A 16,625-nucleotide genomic window follows, 5' to 3' on the forward strand; every position below is an offset into this window, starting at 1 on the left:
ATTGCAAACATCCCTAATGATCAGGCACGTTGCAACCACCGCTCGAATCCGCCCGTAGCCTGCTACGAATTTCTACTCACATGCGCGTAGCGCTCAATCGCTCCCAATCGGCTTCGGTTTGATCTGCATACAGCCGCGCGAATCGGCCCAATGCGAGGTCGAGTTCATCGGAATCGCCCGTGTATCCCGAGATCATCGACGCGCCGCTCGTGCGGGCATGTCCCTTGGCCAGGAGGCGTCCAACCACTCGCGCGTAGTCGACGAGAGCAGGCGCGTCGATCGACGAGAGATCGATCGTCCCCTTCATGTTGCGGAACTGCCGCACGTAGTACTGCCGGCCGGCGATGGTGGTCCATCCGAGCAACGGATCGCTGACCGTCTGTAGATCCTGTTGATACTCGACGACACGTTGCCCCTGGTGATCGTGCCAGGCCGATTCTCCGTGCACGTACGGTGCGAGCACCGATCGTCTGGCCTGCTTGAGCTGCAGGAACACCACATCGTCCTCGCTGGTGCCCTCGAGTAGCGCGACGTACGCCCGAAGCCCGACACTGCCGACTCCGACGACGCGATGCGCGACGTCGATCAGCGTGTATCCCCCCAGCACCCGACGCCAATGCGGGGTGAGGGTGAGCAGGTATTCGTCCAGCCCGACGGCGAGGAGCTCTTCGTCCTTCGCCGAGATACGCGTCGTGATAAGCGGCTCCTCCACGATCCTGCGCTTGCCCTCGTGCTCCTCGGTGAATCGAGGTAACACGCGGTCACTGGTGCGTCGACGCGCTTTCTTGGTGGCGCGCTTGATCTCTTTGCGCAACGATCCGGCAGTGGCGTCCCGTTGCAATTTCTCCGCCGTCAGACGCTGGAACGAACGTGACATCAGCGGCTCGTCCGCCAGCCTGGCCACCTCGATCCGATACGAGGACACACAGGCGGTGACGGCATCGCGGCACTGATCCTCGCTGCGTCCGTTCTGCCGCCCGGCCACCCAGATGCTGGCGGCGAGGCGTCGTAGATCCCACTCCCAGGCTCCCGGATGCGCCTCGTCGAAATCGTTGAGGTCGATGACGAGGTCACGTTCCGGTGAGGCGTAGAAGCCGAAGTTGCCGAGGTGGGCATCGCCGCTGATCACCGGGTTGATCCCGGTCGAGGGCAGCATCGCGACGTCCCGAGCCATGACGATGGCCGTTCCGCGCAGAAATCCGTAGGGGGATTCGGCCATCCGCTCGAGGCGAGTAGGGATCAACCATTCGATTCGACCCTGGTGCGAGTACTCGATCTGTTTGACCGGGTCGGGGCGATCGTGTGGCGCTGTCCACTCCCCGAGCGAGGCGATCGGCACCTTCTCGCGCAGGCGTCGACCCAGTTCGTACCGTTCGGCCCGGGGGAGCGGCCGAGCGCGTAGCGATGCGTACGGTGCGCCGTCGACCCCTACCGAGTCGGTGACGACGGTGTGACCTTTTCCGGAGCCGGACATGTGAGATCACACTAATCGAGCGCTACGGGGCGGCTTTACCGAACTTCCAGTATCCGGTGAAGCAGATCTGCGACTTGGGCACGGAACGCTCGTTCACCAGGTACCGGCGCAGGCCCGTCGCCAGTCCCTGTTCACCCGCCACGTAGACGAAGGGATCCACGTCCGGAAGCTCGGCCTTCTGCACCGCAGCCAACGCAGCCTCGCCCGGCTTGGCAAGGTGGTGCGGGCGCACGATCCACTCGATCTCGACGCCTGCCTGCATGTCCTGCTTCGCAATGTCGGCCTCGGTGGGGACTTCGATGAACGCCTTGGCCAGTACGTCTTCCGGCAACGACCGCAGAATGCCGAGAATGGCCGGGGCCGCACTCTCGCCGCCGACGAGCAACTGCCAGCTCGATCGTCCGTCCACGGTGTGGATGCGCCCTTCGTCGAAGATCGCGACGCGATCGCCCGGAGCGGCCTTCTGGGCCCACGCCGACGCGGGGCCACTGCCACCGCCCGTCCCTCCACTCCCGTGCACCACGAAGTCCACATCCAGCTCCGGGCCGTCGCCGTGCTCGCCCTGTCCCGCAGCCCGGTACCGGCTGATGGTGTAGTTGCGGACCACTGGCCTGGTGTCCTTGGAGAACGCCAGATACTGCGCGTACCAGAGCATCGAAGTAGCGCTGGGAACGCGCGGCTCGTCCTGGCCCGGCTGCGGCAGAAACAGGCGAAACCAATGGTCGTAGCCCATGTAACGGAAGTTCGACAACGAATCGCCGCCGAGGGTGACCCGGATGAAGCTGGGGCTGAGTCGGTCGCTTTCGAGCACGGTGAGGCGGTAGAAAGCGGGCGTGTCCGGCTTGAGGTACTTGCTCATTTCGCAGAGGTTAGCCGACCCTAATCAGTGATGGGGTTGCGTCGATTTCTCTCAGTCGGTCCTGCCGCGTCGGTAGCGCTGGACCACCTTGGCTCCGACGGGTACTGCGAACAACATCATGAAGACCCGGATGACCTGTGCCGCGACGACGAACGTCACGTTTGCGCCGGTCGAGGCAGCGATGGCAAGTACCGCGTAGACCCCGCCTGGAGTGGTCGCGAGGTAGCCCTCGTATCCGCTCGTCCCCGTTGCCGACGCCAACCACAATCCGAGCATCGCGCAGCCGACCGTGACGGCGATGATCAACATCAGCGATGCAGGCAGCACCCGTGAGATCGACTTGAGGCTGGCGACGGTGAAGCGCAGTCCGGCCTGCCATCCGATGACGATGTACGCGGCCCACAGCGACAGCGTCGGGACGGACGCGTCGAAGGAGAAACCCAGGACGTCGGCGCCGGTAGCGATTATCAGCGGGCCCAACAACGCCGGGGCCGGGAATCTCAGAGCAGTCGCGAGCAGCACGCCGACCCCGCCGCAGACCAGCACGAAGGCCAGATCCACGTACAGCGGAGCTCCGGAATCGGCAAGCATCGTCGACTGCCCGGGCTGCGCACGGAACACCAACGTCGACACCAGGGGCAGGGTGGTCGTGACCAGAACGACGCGCATGTACTGCACCACCGCGACGACCCGTTCGTCGCCGCCGAGTTCCTGGGTGATCGCCACCAGGCCCGATGCGCCGCCTGCGACCAGTGCCAGCGAGCCGGTCAGCGAATCGATGTCCTTGCGTAGGCCGAGCAGCGCACCGGCGGCGATGGACAACACGAGCGTGCCCACGCACGCCAGCACCACCGGAATCCAGGCGTCGCCGAGTGAGGTCAACGTGTCGCGCTGTACGAGTGTCCCGATCTCGACGCCCAATACGGCTTGAGCGATCATGCCGAGTCGGCGCGGCAGCGGTGCGCGTTCGGTGCCGGTGGTGGGTGCCCAACCGGCAAGCGCGAAGATCACCGCCACCAGCAGAGCAACGAACAGCGCTGCCGACGGAACCCCCAGGGAGTCCGCGCCGACCGTCAGTCCGACAGTGACGGCAATCAGCAGCAGCCAGCGAATCAAGAAGGTCGCTCGATCTCACGAACCTCGGGCGGCAAGCCCCACTCGGTGCGGCCGAGACGACTGAGCGGAGCAATGGCCTCGAACTCGGGCAGGCCGTCGTCGGCGAGGAATTCGGGACGTATCGACAGCGCGACGACGGTGCCCATGACGACGAAGCAGTTGCCCACCTCGACGACGCGATGCAGCCTCGCTTCGATGGCGATCGGTGCGGCTGCCACTCGCGGCGGCGTCACGATCGCACTGGGTTCGCTCTCGATGCCGACAGCCTCGAACTCGCTGACACCGTGATCGAAGCTCGCCGAGCTGTCGTTGACCTGATCCACCAACGGTGCCGTCGCCAGATTGACGACGAACTCGCCGGTGGCCTCGATGTTGCGCAGACTGTCCTTTCGGCTCACCGACGTGAATTGCACGACCGGCGGCTCCACCGACGAGACCGTGAAGAAGCTGTAGGGCGCGAGGTTCGCCACACCGTCGGCGGACACGGTGGACACCCACGCGATGGGCCTGGGCACCACCGACGCAGTCAGGAGCTGGTAGAAGCGACGTGGGGTGACCTCATCGGGTCGGAAGACTGTACGCACCCCTCAATACTGTCAAAGCCCGGTTGCGGCGGCCGACCGGAGCATCTGACACTCTGGAAACTGTGAACCCGTCCACCGCTCAGGCCACTGCTGTCGTCGACGAACTGGCGCGCAGCGGGATCGAAGACGTCGTGCTCTGCCCCGGCTCGCGGAACGCCCCGCTGGCGTTCGCGTTGCAGGAAGCCGATTCGGCCGGACGTCTGCGGTTGCACATGCGTATCGACGAGCGGACCGCCGGATTTCTGGCCATCGGACTGAGCCTGGGCAGCGGCCAACCCGTACCGGTGGTGATGACGTCGGGAACGGCGGTGGCCAACCTCGGGCCCGCCGTACTCGAAGCGAACTACGCCCGCATCCCGTTGATCGTCATCAGCGCCAACCGGCCGTACGAGATGCTCGGTACCGGAGCCAATCAGACCATCGAGCAGCTCGGCCTGTTCGGATCCCAGGTTCGCGCGACCATCAGCCTCGGGCTCGCCGAGGAAGGTCCGAAGCAGAACAGTCAGTGGCGCAGCGCGGTCTCCCGCGTCATCGCGGCAGCCCGCGGCGCGCGGTCCGGCAACGCCGGGCCGGTGCAATTCGACATCCCCTTGCGTGAGCCCCTCGTGCCTGGAATCGGCGATTCGGCCGGCCGTCCCGAGGGTCGGCCCGGTGGGGTGCCGTGGACGTCGACCACCCAGGCGACACTCGACGTGCCGGTCGAGCTGGACCTGACAATCGACACCGTGGTCGTCTCCGGGCACGGCGGCGGCGTCCGTCCGGAGCTCGCCGGCTTGCCGACAGTCGCCGAGCCGACCGCGCCGCTGCACGGAATTGCGTTGCACCCCTTGGCGCTTGCTCAGTTGAAACCGCGTCAGGCCGTCATCACCGGTCGTCCGACACTGCACCGACAGGTCTCGGCGCTCCTGGCCGACCCCGCCGTCGACGTCATCGCGCTCACCACCGGGCCGCGTTGGCCCGACGTCTCGGGCAACGTATTGGCCACCGGCACTCGAGCGGTCACCACCGGTGCGCCCGACCCCGCCTGGATCGCCCGTTGCGCCACTCTGTCCGATAAGGCCGAACTGGCTGTGCACGAACAACTTCGAGAGCATGCCAAGCCGACGGGGTTGCACGTGGCCGACGTCGTGATGTCCGCGTTGGAGCCCGGAGACCAGCTGGTGCTCGGAGCGTCAAACCCCGTGCGCGACGCGGCCCTGGTCTCGACTCCGATCCCGGACGTGAAAGTTTTGTCCAACCGCGGCGTTGCCGGCATCGACGGCACCGTCTCGACGGCCATCGGTGCCGCGATGGCCGGAAAGCGGCGCACCATAGCGCTTCTCGGGGACCTGACGTTTCTGCACGACGCAGCGGGCATGCTCATCGGAACCGGCGAGCCGCGTCCTGACGATCTGACGATCGTGGTCGCCAACGACGACGGCGGTGGCATCTTCGAGCTGCTCGAGCAGGGGGATCCGCAGTATGCGGGCGTGTTCGAGCGAGTATTCGGTACGCCACACGGAATGGATCTCGGAGCGTTGTGCGCGGCCTACCGCGTGGAGCATCGCTTGGTCGAGTTGTCGGAGCTGGCAACCGAACTCACCGCGCATGCCGTGGGAATCAGGGTGTTGGAAGTGACCACGGAGCGATCGGGATTGCGGGATCTGCACGCGGCAATCCGCGCCCGGCTGTAGCAGCGGTCCAAGACCGTGCCCGACGACATTTTCGAGCATCCGCGGCTGACGGCCATCTACGATGTGCTCGAGGGTGATCGCTCCGACCTGGACGTGTACGTGTCGGCGGCCCTGGATACTCAGGCCCGGGATGCACTGGATATCGGCTGCGGCACAGGAAGTTTGGCGCTGCTCCTCGCCTCTCGCGGGATAGTGGTGACCGCACTCGACCCAGCGGCTGGGTCACTGGACGTGGCCCGACGCAAACCGGGTGCCGAACAGATTCGGTGGGTTCAGGGGTATGCCGAGGACATACCGGAGCTCCAGGTCGATCTGGTGACGATAACGGGCAACGTGGCGCAGGCCATCGTCGACGACGACGCGTGGTCGCGCACGCTGGCGCGAATCCACGACGTACTGCGTCCGGACGGATCTCTGGTGTTCGAGACTCGCATTCCCGCACGCACTGCCTGGACCGAGTGGAACAGGCGAGATTCTTTCTCGGTGCGCGATATTCCAGGTGTGGGCCGGGTCGAAAGCTGGGTGGAGACCACCGGGGTCGACGGGCCCCTCGTCAGCTTTCGGTGGACCTACGTCTTTGCCGGCGACGGGGAAGTTCTGACCTCGGATTCGACGGTGCGTTTCCGCGAGCGTGAGGAGCTCGAAAGCGCGCTCGTCGAGCACGGATTCACGGTCGCCGACATCCGCGATGCTCCCGACCGGCCTGGCCGCGAAATGATCTTCTACGCGCGACCGGCCATGTCCTGAGAAAGTTCCTGATTCAGTCGCTTGTGCGAGAAGTACGCCTGTACGACCCAATATGCAAAGCAGCCCATCAGGATCAGCGGTATCCAGAAATCATGACCGTAGTCGCCGTCCACCGCCGACCAGACGGCGTTGACTGCTGAAACGACCATGAGCAGCGCCAAGCCGAACAGCCGAACACCGAACGGGATGCGATTCTTCGACGACCACATGGTTACTCCTTTTCCGGTACGGGGTTCGTCCCGACCGTTGTTGTGTGGGGGCGATGACATCTTCATCGCGGAAAGATCCGGTTTCGAGCGCCGCCGTCCGCAGCGTGAAACCGTTTGCAGCGGAGGGGGTTCTATGCCCGATGTGTCCGGACGACGTGACCGACTCTAAGCACGCCGGCTGGATCGTGGTCCTCGGCGAGTGCCGCCAGTCGTTCGGTCGTGTCTTCGTCGTAGCACCGCGCCAACCCCTCGGGATCGGCTGCGGGTGAGAAGTTGGGGAGCTCTCGTCCGGTCGACCACGGTGCCATCGCGTCCATGACTGCCGCCGAGTGCACAGGCACAGCGTCGGCCACCGCCGGGGCGAGGACACCGATCAACAGCAGAGAGTAGGCCGCTGTGCGATGACAGAACGCGCTCGGCCGATCAGACCTCGACAAGGCTCCGCCCAACAGTCGCACCTCGGTGATGGCCTGGGGTGATCCCGAATCCGGTCCTGCGGCCGCCAGCAGCGTCTCGACACCGTCGACTGTCAGATCCGACAGCACGGTGTGCCGCTCGTGGGCGGGCATCGGATCGACCGGATCGGAATGGACACTTCGGATCTCGGAATACGGCGTCGGTCCGATGGTGTCGACTATCGGCTCGGCCACCGCCCGTATCGGAGCCAGGGTGCGCTCTGCGCGCTGCTGATCGGTCAGCGTTGCATAGCGGACAGCAACGGTGAATTTCCCGGCCAGCGGCGGCGGGACGTCCGGGATGTCCGGTAACTGCAAGAACGCGATGGAGGTATTCGCATCGGTCGGGAGGTTCGCGGACCACTGCTGCCACGCGCGCAGTACCGACGCTGCATCGGCACCGTCGAAATACAGTGCACCACCGTAGAAGTGCGCGATCGGCAGCAGTTCGATCTCGACCTCGGTCACGATTCCCAGAGTGCCCTTGCCGCCGCACAGCCCCCAGAACAGGTCGGGATGTTCGACGGGGGTGACGTGCAGTTGTTCACCGGTTCCGATGACCAGATCGAACGACCGGACCCGGTCCGAGGCCAGTCCGACCGACCGCGCCAAGGGTCCGACACCGCCGCCGGTGAGGAACCCGACAACGCCGACGTCGGGGGCCGATCCGACGATGGGAGCCAAGCAGTGGGGTGCGGCCAGATCGATGACCTCTTGCCAGCGGACACCCGCGCCGATCCGTGCCGTTCGAGCCTGCGCGTCCACAGTGCACCCGTTCAACGCAGACGTCAGCACCAGGATCGACGACTCGTCGATCGGCAGCGCGCCGTGGCCGGTCGAGGCAACTGCGACGGTGAACCCGTACGCGGCTGCGACGCGCATCGTCGCGCTCACATCGGCTGCCGTCGTCGCGACCACCACCGCGCGCGGCGCGACAGGAATATCCAATCGCCATGGGGTCGCCCTGTCGTAGCCCGGCTCTCCCGGACCGGCAACGATGCCGGTGACGGCGTCGCGCAGGGCAGGTGTCGGATCGGTTCCGGGTGGTGCGTCGAGAATGCTCACGATCGTCCTCGGTGTTGGGGATCAAGGTCGTTCCCGACGCTAAAGGTCCGCGTTCGGTCGAGACCACCGACTTAGCCGAACGTCCGAGAAGCCATAGCCGAAATGCACGAGCCGATCAGACAGCGCCGGAAATGTGAACGGCCGCAGCGCCGCCGCCGTGAAGTTGCTCCAGGAAGGAGGCGAGCAGTGGTGGAATGTAGGTCGCCGAATACACGAGTGTGGCGCGCGCCAGCAGTGGTGGTTCGAGCGATAGTGCCTTTCCGCCTGCGGCGACGACAGGACGGGACATCGGTTCGGTCATGACCGCAGCGCCGACTCCGCCGGCAACCAGACCTGGAAGTGCGTTCAGGGGAATTCCCGACAACACGATCCTCGGTTCGATCGCGCTGGTCTGAAGAGCCACCAGTGCCTCGTCGCCGCCGATCGTGCGAGCACTGGTGACCATCCGCAGCGGACCCGTCGAAGCCAACTCGACGAAGTCGGCTATGTGACCCAGATTCGGAGGTAAGGCAAGTACCAATACCTGATCGGACAGCCACTCTTGTTCGAGGTCGTCGGGGGCGTCGCCGTCCAGGACGATCGCCGTCTCCACCAGGCCCGTGCGGACCGCGTCGATCGCCTCGGCCGGATCGACGATGGGAACGATGTCGATACGCGCCTCCGGGCGGGATTCGGTGAACGAAAGCACGAGATCCGGCATCACCAACCCGTACGAGACACCCACCGTGACAGCGAGAGTCATCGGTCCGGACCGACCCTCCCGCAAGCCGTCGACAAGCCGCTCGAGAGTGCGATGATCGACGACTGCCTGTCGCGCGAGGGGAAGGACCGCGGCACCCTCGGGAGTCAGCGCCAGTGCGTTGCCGGTGCGGTGAAACAGGGTGATTCCCAATTCGGTTTCGAGATTCTTCAGCGTTGTCGACATCGTCGGCTGGCTGACCCCCATCGCGCGTGCCGCATTGCCCAGACCCTGCTCATCGGCGATAGCGACTAGGCACTCGAGCATCGACGTGGTTACGTTCACTGCACAATTGTGATCGGTTGTGTACGACGACGACAGGGGGACCCTATGGAGATCTCGTCTCGACTGGTGCGCCAGTGCGTGGCGATCGCCGACTTCGGAACGATCAGCGCAGCGGCTGAGCAGCTCGGGCTGACCCCGTCGACTCTCTCGCGTGCGCTCGCGCGGTTCGAGGAGCAGACGCAACTGACTGTCTTCCGGCGCAGCGGCTCACGACTGGAACCCACCGAGGTCGGCCGCGACCTTCTCCGGGCTGCTCGACGCGTAGTCCTCGATCTCGACCTCGTCGCATCCGTGGCGGCCGACGCAGCAGGGGGCCGGGCGGGCACGATCACGATCGCGGCTCCGCCCGGCGCAGCCGGGTCTCCCCTTGCCGCGCTCGTCGCCGCTGCTGTGCGGGGACGACCACAGCTCAAGGTCGATATCGAGCGGGCGCAGTCTTCTACCGAGGCAATCGAGTCGCTGCGCAACGGTCACTGCCAGCTGGCCCTCGTTCCGCGTCTGGCCACTCCGCCCGATCTCGCCGGGGTACACATCGGTCGTCACGAGCTCGCCCTGATCATCCCGTCCGCGTGGGTTCGGAAGGGACTCAACATCACCGATGACCACGAGTTGCGGTGGTTGGGGGAGTTCCCCTACGTCGAAGGCAGACCGGGTACGTCGTCGACTCATGCCATGGCACGACTGCGACGCGCGGGGGCTCGTCCGCGCGCCGTCGTCACCAACGCCCCCCTCGCTTCTCTCAACGGACTCGTCGCGGCCGGGGTCGGGGCAGCAATCATCACCAAGACTTCGGTGCTGCAATCAGATTCGCGCATTCGCGTGGTCGACCTTCGGCCATCGTTGAACTATCCCCTGACATTGATGCACCGTCCCGGTGAACAGTCGCCCGTAACTCGAGTAGTTCTCGATCAGGCGGCAGAGTTGGACACGAGTGCCTAATCCGGTATGAGCGAGGCGGGTCAACCTTTTTGCGCCGCAACCCATTCGAGAGTTTCGCCGGTTTCCTGATCGATCATGTCCTTGATCATCTTGTTGATCAGGTCCTCGATCTTGCCGCCGACGAGGGGGATTTTCACGGTCGATTCACCCGTGATGAGCAACTTCGCACCGGTGCCGTCGGGCTGCAGTGACAACGTGCCGGTGATCTTGGCCGGTAGGCCGGTGGTACTGCCGGTCAGCGTTCCTTCGGCGTGGTCGCCCTCGAGCGGTCCCCAGTGATCGGTGCGGGAGACGATCAGCTTGCCTTTGATGACCTTGGTGACGAATCCGGGGAGCTCGTTGGTGCCGACCTCTTCGGAGATGTCGACCGTCAGGCCGCCGTCGGCGTGCTTGTTCAGCTCGTACCCGTCTGTCTTCTTCGCTTTGGCGAAGCGAGCCATCCACTGGTCCTCACTGGTCAATGCTGCGTGCACTTCAGCGGGAGGATTGGACGCGCGGAGTGTGTGTTCGAAGCTGCGAGACATGAGAGCAGACGCTACCCGAGCCGAGCAGAATCGGCTGCGAAGTAATCTGTCGAAGTGACCGACACAGCCCGAGGCAGCCGAACCCTGCGCAGGACCCGGCTGATCGTGCTCGTGGTGGCCACTGCGATCTCGGTGCTGGCCGTGTTGCTGGTGGTCGGAGCCTGGCGAAACGACGTCACTATCGATTCCGACAAGGGCACCGCCACCGCCGAAGTACTGTCGGCAGGCAAGCTGCGGTCGGCCGTCAGCTTCATCACTCCGGACGGCGTGACGCACAACCCGGCGCTCGGCGTCCTGTATCCCACCAACCTCGTCGCGGGCCAACGCATCGAGGTCGAGTACTACAAGGCCGACCCCGACGACGTCGAACTGCTGGTGCGGGTCGCCGGCCGTGACGCCTCCGTCGCCATCGTTCCGGCCGGATCGGTTATCGTCGTCACCTGGTTGATCGCCGGACCCGTGTTGTTCTGGCTGCGTCGCAAGGAGACCCAGCGCAAGGAGGCAAAGTATGCGTAACGCCAAGCAGTGGGGCATCGCCGTGCTCGCCGCGGTGGCCGGGTTCGCGTTGGTGAATTTCGGCAACATCGCGTCGTCGATCGTCGTGATGGTGCTTGCCGTGGTGTTCCTTCTCGTTCTGACGACTCCGTTGCTGTATCCACGTTCTCTGTCCGACGCCGCCTCGCGGACTCTCGCGGCCGAGAAATCGGTGCCGTTGGTCTACTGGCGGCCTGGCTGCATCTTCTGCCTGCGGCTGCGGGTGGCGCTGCTGCTACGCGGCAAGAAAGCGGTGTGGACGAGCATCCGCCAGGATCCGGCTGCGGCAGCGCGGGTTCGGTCGGTCAACGACGGCAACGAGACAGTTCCGACTGTGTTCGCCGCGTCCGAGCACCGCACCAACCCCGATCCGTCGTGGGTGCTCACGCAATTCGTGTGACGTTGGCCCACACGTAACGTTGTCCATACCTTGTCGACGGCGAGGCCGCCCACACTGAGGATCGTGCGAGTAGCCATCGTTGCGGAATCGTTCTTACCCAACATGAACGGCGTCACCCACTCGGTGATCCGTGTCCTCGAACACCTCGACAAGACCGGGCATGACGCCATCGTCATCGCCCCGGACAATCCGTCCGGCCCCAAGGCTGCGACGTGGCACGACAATGTTCCGGTGCATCGGGTGCCGTCCGTGATGGTTCCGAAGGTGAGCTCGTTGCCCGTCGGAGTCCCCGGACTCGGCATGGTGTCGGCATTGCGCGAGTTCGCCCCCGACGTCGTGCATCTAGCTTCGCCGTTCCTGCTCGGTGCCGGAGGCCTGGCCGCCGCCAACCGGTTGGACGTGCCCGCAGTTGCCGTTTACCAGACCGATGTCGCCGGTTTCGCCGCGAGCTACGGACTCGGACTGACCTCGAAAGCGGCGTGGCGCTGGACCAGAAGATTGCACCGCGGGGCGGTCCGCACCCTGGCACCCTCCACCTCCGCCGTCGACGCATTGGAGCTGCACGGCATCCCGCGCGTCCATCGGTGGGCCAGGGGAGTGGACGCCGTCCGGTTTGCGCCCTCGGCGAAGTCGCAAACGCTCAGAAGCCAGTGGGGAGCGGGCGAGAAGCTGATCGTCGGATTCGTCGGCAGGCTCGCACCGGAGAAGCATGTCGAGCGGCTCGCCGTCCTGGCCGCAGACCCGTCGATCCAGCTGGTGATCGTCGGCGGCGGACCCGACACGGCAGCACTGCAGGCCCTGATGCCGAACGCCGTTTTCACCGGGCAACTCGGCGGCGACGAACTGGCCCAGGCATACGCCAGTTTCGACGTCTTCGTCCACCCAGGCGAACACGAAACCTTCTGCCAGGCAGTTCAGGAAGCACTTGCCAGCGGAGTGCCCGTCATCGGACCCGACGCCGGTGGTCCGCGCGATCTGATTTCGCATTGCCGCAACGGCTATCTGCTGCCGGTCGAGAGGTTCACCGAACTGCTACCCAGCGCCGTCGGAGCCCTGGCCGAACCCATTGCCCGCGCCCGCTTCGGCGACGCCGCCCGCAAGTCGGTTCTGCACCGCACCTGGCCGGCCATCTGCGACGAGCTGATCTCCCATTACTACGACGTGCAAGGCATCACAGCGCCGCAAGCAGCGAACGTTGCTTGAGTAGTCTGGACCTCGTGGCCCAGACATCGCGCGCAACCCTGGCAAAAGAGCCCCACGAGGTGGCGTCGATGTTCGACGGCGTCGCCCGGCGGTACGACATCACCAACACGGTTCTCTCGTTCGGGCAGGACCGTAGTTGGCGCAAGTTGACGCGTCGAGCGTTGGCTCTCGAACCCGGCGAGCGGGTACTCGACCTCGCCGCAGGCACTGGCGTTTCGACCGTCGAACTCGGCCGTAGCGGAGCCTGGTGTGTGGCCACCGACTTCTCCAAGGGCATGTTGCAGGCCGGCCTGCAACGCGGAGTTCCGATGGTCGCGGGCGACGCGATGGCACTGCCCTACGCCGACGCCAGCTTCGACGCCGCCACCATCTCGTTCGGCCTCCGCAACGTCTCGGATTTCGACGCCGGACTGCGCGAGATCGCCCGCGTCACCAAGCCCGGTGGCAGGCTGGTCGTCTCGGAGTTCTCCACCCCGGTCTTCGGCCCGTTCCGCACCGTGTACATGGAGTACCTGATGAAGGCGCTGCCCAAAGTTGCGAGCGCCGTGAGCAGTAACCCCGATGCCTACGTCTACCTCGCCGAGTCCATCCGCGCGTGGCCCACGCAGGAACAGTTGGCCCAGCGCATCGCCGACGCCGGCTGGACCGACGTGCAGTGGCGCAACCTCACCGGTGGAATCGTGGCGCTGCACAAAGCAGTTCGACCGTAGAGCAGTTCGACCGTAGAGCAATTCGACCGTAGAGCGGTTCACGAAAACGGCGGCCGGGAATCGATTTTCAGTGAACCGGTTCCCGATGCCCGCCAGGTGCGGGCGACGAGGTCGCTGTCGGCTTCGGTGATCAGGTTGCCCATGCATCGGACGGCAACTTTCATCAGGGCCCGCGAGCGCATTCCCACCGGTCCCGCTGCGGGCAGGAACCTCGGCACGGTGAGTAGCCCCGCGAGGCGTCGTGCAATGGAGAATGCCTGTCCGTAGTGCTCGCGCAGGAGGTTGGGCCAGGCGTCGGTGAGGTCGGGGTGATCGAGCAGGCCGACGACCATGCGGCCGCCCTCGAGTCCGTAGTCGATGCCCTCGCCGTTGAGTGGGTTCACACACGCTGCGGCATCGCCGATGATGGCCCAGTTGGTACCCGCGACTCCCGAGACTGCGCCGCCCATCGGCAGCAGCGCAGACGCCACCGCACGCAATTCGCCTGTCAACGCCCATTCCGGACGTCGCTGCTGGGTGTAGAGGTCGAGCAACGGGCGCAACGCGCCCGGTGCCGGTTTCTTGGCGGTGGCCAGTGTGCCGACGCCGATGTTGATGTTCCCGTCGTTCAGCGGGAAGACCCAGCCGTAACCGGGCTGCAGAGTGCCTGCGGCGTCGCGCAATTCGAGGTGCGAGCTGATCCACTCGTCGTCGCTGCGTCCCGAGGTGATGTATGCGCGAGCCGCGACGCCGAATGCGGTGTCCCGATGCCACTGCCGCCCCAGTTGCTTGCCCAGGGTGGAGCGGACGCCGTCGGCGACGATCAGCGTGCGGCAGGAGATCTCGTGGGTTCCTGCTGCGGTCTGCAGGGTCACGGACCGGACGGAGTTGCCCTCGCGGGTGACGGCAACGGCCTTCGAGCCCTCCGCCATGACCGCCCCGGATTCGACGGCAACCGCGCGAATTCGATCGTCCAATTCGGTTCGGGGTACGGCACTTCCGACGGTCGGCAGGGATTTGCTCGGCCACTCGAGCTGCAGTTCCTGACCGAATCCACTCAGCCGCAGCCCGCGATTGCGTGCTTTACCGCGCACCCACTCGCCCAGGCCGAGCTGATCGAGTTCGGCGACGGCGCGAGGCGTCAGGCCATCGCCGCAGGTCTTGTCCCGAGGGAAGACGGCTGCGTCGACGAGGACGACATCGCGGCCCGATCGTGCTGCCCACGCCGCTGCGGACGATCCTGCGGGGCCCGCGCCCACGACCAGAACGTCGGTCGAGGTGGGTGGGGCCGGGCGGGGAGTGCTCACGTACTCCAGTATCCCGATTTCTGCGAACGGTGCGTCGAGGGCCTCCGGTTAACGCCGTGTGAACGCTTGTTTCATAGATTCAGAATCTATGGACGGATCGTTCATGACGGGTCTAGCGTCTCTCACGTGCACCGACCGATCCTCCTACTCGACTTCGACGGCACCGTTTGCCTCGGCGACGACCCCGTGCGGGCTTACGCCGACGCTGTCGCCGACGACCTCGACACGGCCTCTGCCGAAACACTGCGCGCCGGGTTGACGGCTTTCCTGGCGACCGGTGCGGGGGAGTACCTCGACGGCTACTCCGCCGTCCAGCACCTGTCGATGGGCGTCGATGCGGCCACCCTTGCCGCTGCGTACGCGCACTCCCGCGAACGACTGGCGACGGGGGAGCTCGAGGTGTGGGCTCCGGCCGGGCTCGCGGAATTCCTCGGCCGTGTGTCCGCCGAGGTCGTGCTGGCCACCAATGCCCCACAGCACGGCGTGATGGAAACCCTCGAGCGTCTCGGTCTGACGGGGCACATGGACCGTGTGTTCACCGATGCAGGTAAGCCCGAGAAAATGCCCGAGCTGGTGGACTCGTTACTCAACACGCGGCCACCGCACCTACTGGCCAGCGTCGGCGACATCTGGCGCAACGATCTCGACGCGCCGCATCGACGCGGCGCCGTCACCGCCTACATCGACCGTCACGGTCATCCTCGGCCCGAGGCGACGTTCTCCGCCTCGACGTTTCCGGCCATGTACGACGAACTCCTCGAATGGTCCACCGATCCAGCAGCATTCGCACTCACCCACGAAGGACAGTCATGAGAATTCGTACGCCCTTGCTCGCGGTGGTTGCCACCGGACTGCTCACCGCCTCGTTGGCCGGATGCGGTGCCCGCGACGAGTCCACCACCGAGTCCTCGGCTGCGTCGCCCTGCACCGGGTTCAGTGCTACAGATGCAGCCGACCCGTCCGAGCTGACGCTCGCTCTCGTCCCCTCGGGGGATGCCAACAAGCTCGTCGAAACCGTCAAGCCGCTGCAGGACGCACTGACCGAGCGCCTCGGCATCCCCGTCCGCGGCGTCATCACCCAGGACTACCAGGCGGCGGTGGAGGCCATCGGTGCGAACCAGGCCCAGATCGGCATGCTGCCACCGCTGCAGATGGTGCAGGCCTGCAACAAGTACGGAGCCGAGCCGGCACTGCAGACCGTGCGCAAGGGCAAGACCACGTATGCGGCGCAGTTCTACACCAACAATCCCGACAAGTACTGCGACGACGCACCCGTCACCGGTGCCAACGGCCTGCTGTACTGCAACGGCACCGAAGGTGGCACGGGCCCAGCAGGACTCGACTCGCTGAGCAAGATGAAAGATGCCAAGACCGTCATGCTGCAGTCCGCTTCCTCGGCCGGATTCGTCTTCCCCTCCGCCGCGCTGAAGGCGGTGGGCATCGACTCGACCACCGACCTCGACCTGACGCAGGTCACCTCGCACCCGGCAGCGGTGCTGTCGGTCAACAACGGCGACGACGAGGTGGGCGTGTCGTTCTGGGACGCCCGCGAAACCGTCGTGCAGGACACCCCCGATGTGGCGAAGAATCTGGTTGTCTTCGCGCTGACCAACGAGATTCCCAACGACGGTGTCTCGATCAGTAGTTCGCTGAGTCCAGCACTGCAGCAACGTATCTCGGACGCGATGGAGGATTACGCGTCCACCTCCGAAGGCGTCGAGGCTCTGACGGCGATCTACCAGATCACCGGGCTCGACAAGGCCGATCCCGCCGCGTTGCAGCAGGCGCAGACCGAGGCGGACTCCATCGGCCTGGGGAACTGA

At 65.5% G+C, this 16,625-nt stretch carries 18 protein-coding genes; 9 read left to right on the forward strand and 9 right to left on the reverse strand.

What is annotated here, in order from left to right; all coding sequences use genetic code 11:
• Positions 1-76: 76 nt before the first annotated feature.
• Genes QM797_RS17475 through QM797_RS17490 form a run of 4 tightly spaced genes read right to left on the reverse strand, consistent with a single transcriptional unit; the run spans position 77 to position 4,033 of the window.
• Positions 77-1,474, reverse strand: a complete 1,398-nt coding sequence (locus tag QM797_RS17475) for a DUF2252 domain-containing protein (protein ID WP_283276943.1) — start codon at positions 1,472-1,474, stop codon at positions 77-79.
• Between the two features lie 22 nt (positions 1,475-1,496).
• Positions 1,497-2,333, reverse strand: coding sequence for a siderophore-interacting protein (locus tag QM797_RS17480; protein ID WP_283276944.1), 837 nt, complete (start codon positions 2,331-2,333; stop codon positions 1,497-1,499).
• A 51-nt stretch (positions 2,334-2,384) separates the two neighbouring features.
• Positions 2,385-3,449, reverse strand: coding sequence for an AbrB family transcriptional regulator (locus QM797_RS17485; protein WP_283276945.1), 1,065 nt, complete (start codon positions 3,447-3,449; stop codon positions 2,385-2,387).
• A complete protein-coding gene (locus tag QM797_RS17490; RefSeq protein ID WP_283276946.1) occupies positions 3,446-4,033 on the reverse strand; it encodes a flavin reductase family protein in 588 nt (195 codons plus the stop codon). Before QM797_RS17490 ends, QM797_RS17485 begins: the two co-directional genes overlap by 4 nt.
• A gap of 62 nt (positions 4,034-4,095) precedes the next feature.
• On the opposite strand from QM797_RS17490, the gene menD reads away from it, so the two are divergent.
• Positions 4,096-5,706, forward strand: a complete 1,611-nt coding sequence (menD, locus tag QM797_RS17495) for a 2-succinyl-5-enolpyruvyl-6-hydroxy-3-cyclohexene-1-carboxylic-acid synthase (protein ID WP_283276947.1) — start codon at positions 4,096-4,098, stop codon at positions 5,704-5,706.
• A gap of 15 nt (positions 5,707-5,721) precedes the next feature.
• The gene (locus QM797_RS17500) at positions 5,722-6,453 is read left to right on the forward strand and encodes a class I SAM-dependent methyltransferase (protein WP_283276948.1); all 732 of its coding nucleotides are present in this window, start codon (positions 5,722-5,724) and stop codon (positions 6,451-6,453) included.
• Here the strand turns inward: QM797_RS17500 and QM797_RS17505 are convergent.
• From QM797_RS17505 to QM797_RS17515, 3 genes are all read right to left on the reverse strand, one after another.
• Entirely contained in the window at positions 6,429-6,662 is a 234-nt protein-coding gene (locus QM797_RS17505) for a hypothetical protein (RefSeq protein ID WP_283276949.1), read from the reverse strand. The genes QM797_RS17500 and QM797_RS17505 overlap by 25 nt on opposite strands.
• A 131-nt stretch (positions 6,663-6,793) precedes the next feature.
• On the reverse strand, positions 6,794-8,182 hold the full coding sequence (locus tag QM797_RS17510; RefSeq protein ID WP_283276950.1) for an FAD-binding oxidoreductase: 1,389 nt from the start codon (positions 8,180-8,182) through the stop codon (positions 6,794-6,796).
• A 115-nt stretch (positions 8,183-8,297) separates the two neighbouring features.
• On the reverse strand, positions 8,298-9,206 hold the full coding sequence (locus QM797_RS17515; protein WP_283276951.1) for a LysR family transcriptional regulator: 909 nt from the start codon (positions 9,204-9,206) through the stop codon (positions 8,298-8,300).
• A gap of 45 nt (positions 9,207-9,251) precedes the next feature.
• Between QM797_RS17515 and QM797_RS17520 the strand changes: the two genes are divergently transcribed.
• Positions 9,252-10,145: a LysR family transcriptional regulator gene (locus QM797_RS17520; protein ID WP_283276952.1), complete on the forward strand. Its 894-nt coding sequence runs from the start codon at positions 9,252-9,254 to the stop codon at positions 10,143-10,145.
• A 20-nt stretch (positions 10,146-10,165) separates the two neighbouring features.
• Here the strand turns inward: QM797_RS17520 and QM797_RS17525 are convergent, their stop codons facing one another.
• Positions 10,166-10,669, reverse strand: coding sequence for a DUF2505 domain-containing protein (locus tag QM797_RS17525; RefSeq protein WP_283276953.1), 504 nt, complete (start codon positions 10,667-10,669; stop codon positions 10,166-10,168).
• Between the two features lie 54 nt (positions 10,670-10,723).
• On the opposite strand from QM797_RS17525, the gene QM797_RS17530 reads away from it, so the two are divergent.
• The 4 genes from QM797_RS17530 to QM797_RS17545 all read left to right on the forward strand — a co-directional run bounded on the left by QM797_RS17530 (position 10,724) and on the right by QM797_RS17545 (position 13,516).
• Positions 10,724-11,185, forward strand: coding sequence for a DUF3592 domain-containing protein (locus QM797_RS17530; protein ID WP_283276954.1), 462 nt, complete (start codon positions 10,724-10,726; stop codon positions 11,183-11,185).
• The gene (locus QM797_RS17535) at positions 11,178-11,603 is read left to right on the forward strand and encodes a glutaredoxin domain-containing protein (RefSeq protein ID WP_283276955.1); all 426 of its coding nucleotides are present in this window, start codon (positions 11,178-11,180) and stop codon (positions 11,601-11,603) included. The genes QM797_RS17530 and QM797_RS17535 overlap by 8 nt, the downstream gene beginning before the upstream one ends.
• Before the next feature lie 63 nt (positions 11,604-11,666).
• Positions 11,667-12,806 (forward strand): glycosyltransferase family 4 protein, encoded by a 1,140-nt coding sequence (locus QM797_RS17540; protein WP_283276956.1) that lies wholly within the window; start codon positions 11,667-11,669, stop codon positions 12,804-12,806.
• Between the two features lie 14 nt (positions 12,807-12,820).
• Positions 12,821-13,516, forward strand: a complete 696-nt coding sequence (locus QM797_RS17545) for a demethylmenaquinone methyltransferase (RefSeq protein ID WP_283276957.1) — start codon at positions 12,821-12,823, stop codon at positions 13,514-13,516.
• Positions 13,517-13,554: 38 nt separating this feature from the next.
• Here QM797_RS17545 and QM797_RS17550 read toward each other — a convergent pair whose 3' ends face one another.
• The gene (locus QM797_RS17550; protein ID WP_283276958.1) at positions 13,555-14,802 is read right to left on the reverse strand and encodes a geranylgeranyl reductase family protein; all 1,248 of its coding nucleotides are present in this window, start codon (positions 14,800-14,802) and stop codon (positions 13,555-13,557) included.
• A gap of 126 nt (positions 14,803-14,928) precedes the next feature.
• Here QM797_RS17550 and QM797_RS17555 point away from each other — a divergent pair, with 126 nt between their 5' ends.
• Both QM797_RS17555 and phnD read left to right on the forward strand, forming a co-directional pair.
• Positions 14,929-15,615 carry an HAD family hydrolase gene (locus QM797_RS17555; protein WP_283276959.1) on the forward strand — a complete coding sequence of 229 codons (687 nt, stop codon included), beginning with the start codon at positions 14,929-14,931 and terminating at the stop codon, positions 15,613-15,615.
• Positions 15,612-16,625, forward strand: coding sequence for a phosphate/phosphite/phosphonate ABC transporter substrate-binding protein (gene phnD / locus QM797_RS17560; RefSeq protein ID WP_283276960.1), 1,014 nt, complete (start codon positions 15,612-15,614; stop codon positions 16,623-16,625). Before QM797_RS17555 ends, phnD begins: the two co-directional genes overlap by 4 nt.

Origin of the sequence: Rhodococcus sp. IEGM 1381 (assembly GCF_030056795.1) — a bacterium.
Taxonomy (GTDB): Bacteria; Actinomycetota; Actinomycetes; order Mycobacteriales; family Mycobacteriaceae; genus Rhodococcoides.

Coding starts and splice junctions, on each gene's coding strand:
- QM797_RS17480 (WP_283276944.1), bottom strand. CDS start 2,333: ATGAGCAAGTACCTCAAGCCGGACACGCCCGCTTTCTACCGCCTCACC.
- QM797_RS17535 (WP_283276955.1), top strand. CDS start 11,178: ATGCGTAACGCCAAGCAGTGGGGCATCGCCGTGCTCGCCGCGGTGGCC.
- QM797_RS17505 (WP_283276949.1), bottom strand. CDS start 6,662: ATGTGGTCGTCGAAGAATCGCATCCCGTTCGGTGTTCGGCTGTTCGGC.
- QM797_RS17475 (WP_283276943.1), bottom strand. CDS start 1,474: ATGTCCGGCTCCGGAAAAGGTCACACCGTCGTCACCGACTCGGTAGGG.
- QM797_RS17520 (WP_283276952.1), top strand. CDS start 9,252: ATGGAGATCTCGTCTCGACTGGTGCGCCAGTGCGTGGCGATCGCCGAC.
- QM797_RS17525 (WP_283276953.1), bottom strand. CDS start 10,669: ATGTCTCGCAGCTTCGAACACACACTCCGCGCGTCCAATCCTCCCGCT.
- phnD (WP_283276960.1), top strand. CDS start 15,612: ATGAGAATTCGTACGCCCTTGCTCGCGGTGGTTGCCACCGGACTGCTC.